The sequence below is a fragment of the Achromobacter sp. genome (assembly GCF_036567245.1).
Taxonomy (GTDB): Bacteria; Pseudomonadota; Gammaproteobacteria; order Burkholderiales; family Burkholderiaceae_B; genus Achromobacter.
The window spans coordinates 1-1,961 of sequence record NZ_DATCUY010000353.1 but is presented as its reverse complement, the minus strand read 5'-3'; the positions used below and the strand labels follow the sequence as shown (position 1 = coordinate 1,961).

The following is a 1,961-nucleotide window of genomic DNA, read 5'->3' as shown; positions in this document are numbered from 1 at the left end:
GCGGCGCCGGCTGCTGCCGCCGAAAAGAAAGCCCCGGCAACGTCTTCCGGCGTCCAGGGCGTGTCCGGCGTGAAGCTGAACAACTACGACGAGCCCGCCGCGCCCTGAGGCGCGGGTCCGCCGCAGGCCGGCCCGCAAGGGGCCGGCCTTTCGCTTCAGATCACGTAGTTCTTGTAGCGCTCGATGTAGTCGCGGGCGCTGCCGTTCAATTCGCGCACGCAGCGCTCGGCCTCGTCGGCGTCGCCGCGGACCATTGCGTCCAGCAGGGCGCGGTACTGCTTGATTCCCATCTCTGAACGGCCCGGCAACAGGGCCACGCGGCGCATCGACACGCGGGTGCGGTCGTAGATGCGCTCGATCATGTCGCTCAATACGGGATTGCGCGCCAATTCCTTGATGTGATTGCGGAATTGCTCGATCGTGGCCACGTGGGCCTCGATGTCGCCGCTCTTCAGGCTGTGCTCGAAGGGCTCTCCCAGCAGGGCCTGCATCGCTTCCCAATCGGCGGGCGTGGCATTGGCGATGGCCAGGCGGACGGCCAAGCCGTCCAGCGCCTCGCGCACCTGATAAAGCCGATAGGTCGTTTCCATGTCGACCAGGGCCACGACGGCGCCCTTGTTGGGCACCCGTTCCACCAGCGCCCGGTCTTCCAGCGTCGCCAGCACTTCGCGCGCCTTGGCGCGCGGGATGTCGTAGGCCTGGGCCAGATCTTCCTCGGGCACGCGGGTGCCGGGCAGCAAGGCCTGCGACGCAATGCGTTCCCGCATATCCAGTATGACTTCGTAGGTGGACGCCGTCTTGCGTGTTTCCTTGGCGGCGGCGTCAGCTGAGGCAGTCGCGCGTTTATTGGGCATGTAGGCACCTGGGTTGAATGGCGGAAAGCATAGCATTTTTTTGAACTCAAGATTGTGCACAATTTAGAATGCGTAGTTGTAAATCAGCATTGACACAATAAAACGCACAAGAATATAGTGGCTGCACTTCGTCGCCGTACCCACGCATCCAAGGAGCCCAGGGCAATGAAAGACGCCGCGCAGTCCCCTCAACTTCCCGGTCCGCAGTGCCAGGCATACCTGGCCCGGCGCAATGCCGCCGTCGCCCTGGGCGTGGCCAACGGGCCCCCGGTATTCGCGGCCAGCGCCCGTGGCGCCACGCTGACCGACCTGGACGGCCATGCCTACATCGATTTCGCCGGCGGCATCGGGACCTTGAACGTCGGCCATGCGCATCCCGAAGTGGTGGTCGCCGTGCAGGCCCAGGCCGCGCGCTATCTGCACACCTGCTTCAACATCGTCATGTATCCGGAATACATCGAGCTGGCTGAAGCGCTGGTCGACCTGGTGCCCGGATCCTGGCCGAAGAAAGCCATGCTGCAGACCACTGGCGCCGAAGCCGTGGAAAACGCCATCAAGGTGGCGCGCCGCGCCACCGGCCGGCAGGCAGTGGTGGCGTTCGAAAACGCCTTCCACGGCCGCACCTACATGGCGCTGTCGCTGACCGCCAAGGCGCCCGCGTACAAGAGCGGCTTCGGCCCCTTCGCCTCCGAGGTCTACCGCGCGCCGTTTCCGGTGCGCTACCGCTCCGGGCTTACCGAAGCCGAATGTTCCGAGGCGGCCTTCAATGAATTCCGCCGCCTGGTGGAAACCGAGATCAATCCGGAGCAGGTCGCCGCGGTGATCATCGAGCCGGTGCAGGGCGAGGGCGGCTTCCATGATGCGCCTCCCGCTTTCCTGCAGGCGCTGCGCGCCTATTGCACCCAACACGGCATCGTGCTGATTGCCGACGAGATCCAATCGGGCTTCTGCCGCACCGGGGAGTGGTTTGCCACCCAGCATGCCGGCATCGAGGCGGATCTCTACACCCTGGCCAAGTCCATGGGCGGCGGCTTGCCGATAGCGGCGCTGGTGGGGCGCGCGGACCTGATGGACGCGCCCGCCGTGGGCGGCCTGGGCGGCACCTAT

Annotated in this window: 2 protein-coding genes; one reads left to right on the top strand and one right to left on the bottom strand. The window is 65.5% G+C overall.

The features are described 5' to 3' along the window. Nucleotides 1-155: 155 nt before the first annotated feature. The gene (locus VIR09_RS15390; RefSeq protein ID WP_332013654.1) at nt 156-854 is read right to left on the bottom strand and encodes a GntR family transcriptional regulator; all 699 of its coding nucleotides are present in this window, start codon (nt 852-854) and stop codon (nt 156-158) included. Between the two features lie 165 nt (nt 855-1,019). Between VIR09_RS15390 and VIR09_RS15385 the strand changes: the two genes are divergently transcribed. Beyond that, nucleotides 1,020-1,961 (top strand): aspartate aminotransferase family protein (locus VIR09_RS15385; protein ID WP_332013653.1); only part of this gene is annotated, 942 nt, incomplete at its 3' end.

Excerpts from the sequence above, each read along its gene's own strand:
- VIR09_RS15390 (WP_332013654.1), bottom strand. The coding sequence starts at position 854 with ATGCCCAATAAACGCGCGACTGCCTCAGCTGACGCCGCCGCCAAGGAA.